Annotated in this window: 1 protein-coding gene; it reads left to right on the top strand. The window is 73.5% G+C overall.

Annotated elements, in window-relative coordinates:
• Positions 1–3,993: type I polyketide synthase (locus SSOG_RS53130; RefSeq protein WP_167542454.1), on the top strand; the 3,993-nt coding region annotated here is incomplete at both ends.

Below are 3,993 nucleotides of genomic sequence, written 5' to 3'. Positions count from 1 at the left end.
TCGACGTGGGCCTTTCGCTGGTGACGACGCGCGCCGCCCTGGAGCACCGCGCGGTGGTGCTGGGCGCCGACGACGCCCTTCGCGCGGGTCTGGCCGGCCTGGATGGCCCTTCGGTGGTGTCCGGTGTGGTGTCGGATGGGCGTACGGGCTGGATGTTCACGGGGCAGGGGAGCCAGCGGCTGGGTATGGGCCGTGAGCTGTATGACCAGTTCCCGGTGTTCGCGCGGGTCCTGGATGAGGTCTGCGGCCACCTGGAAGCCGAGCTTGCGGGTGTGCCGGGCTTCGGCGTTCCGTTGCGGGAGGTGTTGTTCGCGGCGGAGGGTTCTGCGGAGGCGGCCCTGCTGGAGCAGACCGGGTATGCGCAGCCGGCGTTGTTCGCGGTGCAGGTGGCGTTGGTGGAGTTGCTGCGGTCGTGGGGCATGGGTCCGGATGTGGTGCTGGGCCACTCGATCGGCGAGTTCGTGGCGGCGTATGTGGCGGGTGTGTTCGGGCTGGGGGATGCCGCGCGGTTGGTGGCGGGTCGTGCGCGGCTGATGCAGGCGCTGCCCTCGGGCGGTGCGATGGCGGCGATCGAGGGCACCGAGTCCGAGGTCGCCGACATCCTCGGCGGGTTTGCTGAAGGGGAGCGGGCCACGGTCGCGGCGGTCAACGGGCCGAGCGCGGTGGTGGTGTCCGGTGATGAGGATGCGGTCGAGCGGGTGATGGCGGTTGCGCGGGAGCGGGGTCGGCGGGTGTCGCGGCTGCGGGTGAGTCATGCCTTTCACTCGCCGTTGATGGAGCCGATGCTGGCGGAGTTCGCCGACATCGCCGCGAGCGTCACCTACCGGCAGCCGGTGCTCGCCGCCGTCAGTACGGTCACCGGTGAGCCGGTCGGTGAAGAGGACTGGGCGACCGCTGACTACTGGGTGGATCAGGTCCGCCGACCGGTCCGCTTCCACGACGCTCTTGAGACCGCCACCGGTACACAGAATGTGAGTCGGCTCCTGGAGGTCGGACCCGACCCGGTACTGACCAGCCTGGCGCAGGCCGCGACGGAGGCCTCCGCCGCATCGGTGCTGCGGAAGGGCCGCGCGGAGGCCGAGTCCGTACTCGTCGCGGCGGCGGAGATGTTCGTACGCGGCGCGAAGCTGGACTGGGCCGCGGTGTTCGCCGGGACCGGTGCCCGGCGGGTGGAGCTGCCGACGTACGCGTTCCAGCACCAGCGGTTCTGGCTGCGGCCCTCCCGCTCCGTGACCGATGCGAGCGGGCTCGGCCTGGGAACGGTCGGGCACCCGCTGCTGGGGGCCGCGCTGCGGCTGGCCGGATCGGACACGGTGCTGCTGACGTCGCGGCTGTCCGCGCAGTCGCATCCGTGGCTGTCCGATCACGTGGTGGCCGGATCCGTCGTGGTGCCCGGCACGGTGTTCGTGGAACTCGCCGTGCAGGCGGGGGACCAGGTCGGCTGCGACCAGGTGGAGGACCTGACCCTGCGGGCCCCGCTGATCCTGCCGAACGACGGCACGGTCCAGATCCAGATCAGCATCGAACCGGCCGAAGGCGACCGGCGGCGCACGGTGCGGGTCTACTCACGCCCGCAGGACTCCGCCGCCGAACAGCCGTGGACCCTGCACGCCACCGGGACCCTCACCACCGCGCGGTCCGCCGCCGACTGGGACCTGCGTGCCTGGCCCCCCGAGGGCGCGGAGCCGGTACCGGCCGATGGACTCGACGGCCTCTACGACCATCTGTCCGACGCGGGACTGGCCTACGGACCTGGTTTCCGCGGCGTGAAGGAGGTATGGCGGCGGGGCGAGGACCTCTTCGTGGAGGCAGTCCTGCCCGAGCAGATCGCGGGGGACGTCACCGGCTTCGGTCTCCACCCGGCCCTGCTGGACACCGTCCTGCACGCCCTCGGGCTACGTGAGCCGTCGGCCGAGGGGGCCGCGTCCCTGCCGTTCCTGTGGTCCGGCGTCTCGTTGTTCGCCGTGGGCGCCACGGCCGTCCGGGCGCGCCTCTCGCCGCGCGGCGGGCCGGGCTCGGGCGAGGTCGCCCTGCGGGTGGCGGATGCGGCGGGCGAGCCGGTCGCCGAGGTGGGCTCCCTGGTGCTGCGACCCGTCTCGGCCGCCGACCTCGTCGCGGGCGCCGACGGGGGCTCGCCGATCTCGGACAGCCTGTTCCGGCTGGACTGGACCGCCGCCCCCGCCCCCATCGAGCGTCGTGACACCGGCGAACCGGGGGACTGGGCCGTGCTCGGCGATCCGCACCCGTGGCAGGACGCCGGAGTGCCGGTGACCGGCTACGCCGGGCTCACCGCGCTGACCGCCGCCCTCGACGAGGGCGGCAGCGTCCCGGACACCGTGCTGCTGCCGCTCCCGCACGACCCGCGCGGCACCGACACCGCGGTCGCCGCAGCGGTTTCCGGTGTGCTGGGGCTCGTTCGTGAGTGGCTGGCCGAACGGCGGCTGACGGAAACCCGGCTGGTGGTGGTGACCTCCGGGGCGGTGGGGGCAGAGGCGCACGACCTGGCCGGTGCGGGCGTCTGGGGCCTGCTGCGCTCGGCGATGAGCGAACACCCGGGCCGGTTCGTCCTGGCGGACGTCGACGGTGAACCGACCTCGTACGCCACCCTGGCGACGGCCCTGGCCGACGGCGGGGAAAGCCAGTTCGCCGTGCGGCGGGGCGAGGTGTTGCTGCCTCGGATGGCGCGCATGACCGGCGCCTCCGAAGACGGCGCCCCAGGTGTGTGGCAGAGCCACGGAACCGTGCTGGTCACCGGCGGAACCGGTGGTCTGGGCGCGGTCGTGGCCCGGCACCTGGTGAGCACGCACGGCGTACGGAACCTGCTGCTGCTCTCGCGCCGCGGCCCGGACGCCCCCGGTGCTCACGAACTCCAGCGGGAGCTGACCGGGCTGGGTGCCGACGTCACCATCACCGCCTGCGACGTGGCCGACCGCCGGGCACTGGCCGAGGCGATGGGCGGCATACCCGACGACGCGCCCCTGACCGGAGTCGTGCACACGGCCGGTGTCCTCGACGACGGCATGATCACCGACCTGACCCCGGAGCGGGTCGCCCGGGTGCTCGCGGCGAAGGCCGAATCGGCTCTCCACCTGCACGAGTTGACCGTGGACAACCGCGACCTGACCTCCTTCGTCCTGTTCTCTTCCATCGCGGGAGTGTTCGGGAACTCGGGCCAGGCCGCGTACGCCGCCGCCAACACCGTGCTGGACACCCTCGCCCTGTCCCGGCGATCGCAGGGGCTGCCCGGCGTGTCGCTGGCGTGGGGCATGTGGGAACACGCCGACGGCATGGGCGGCCGCCTCGGCGAGGCGAACATCGCCCGCCTGCGAGGCCAGGGCTTCCCGCCACTGTCCACCCAGGACGCGCTGGCACTGTTCGACCTGGCGCTGCGGACCGGCGAACCCCTGGCGCTGCCGGTCGCCCTGCGGACCACGGCGCTCGCCGCGCGGCGCGACAGCCTGCCCACCCCGCTGCACGGTCTCCTTCCCGCGGCCCGCCGGCGCCGGACCGCGGGCCAGGGCACCGACGTGAACGGGCTGGCCCGCCGCCTGTCGGGTCTGTCCGGGGCCGAGCGGGACCGGGTACTGCTCCACGTGGTGCAATCCGAGGTGGCGGCGGTACTGGGGCACGCGTCGGCGGGTGCGGTCGACCCGGGGCGGGCGTTCAAGGATCTCGGGTTCGATTCGCTGACCGCGGTGGACCTGCGTAACCGGCTCAACAACGCGACCGCGCTCACCCTGCCCGCCACCCTGGTCTTCGACCACCCCAGCCCCACCGCGCTCGCCGCGTACCTGCGCGAACGGCTGCTGGGGGAGACGCCGGCCGGCCAGGACATCGAGTCCAGGCCGTCCGGGGTGATGGCCGACGACGAGCCGATCGCGATCGTGGGGATGGGCTGCCGCTACCCGGGCGGCGTGACCTCTCCCGAGGCGCTGTGGGAGCTGGTCGACTCCGCCCGGGGACGGGATCACGGGCTTCCCGACCGACCGCGGC

Source organism: Streptomyces himastatinicus ATCC 53653 (genome assembly GCF_000158915.1).
Taxonomy (GTDB): Bacteria; Actinomycetota; Actinomycetes; order Streptomycetales; family Streptomycetaceae; genus Streptomyces; species Streptomyces himastatinicus.
Note: the sequence above shows the minus strand (reverse complement) of the source record. Positions and strands in the feature narration are given on the sequence as shown.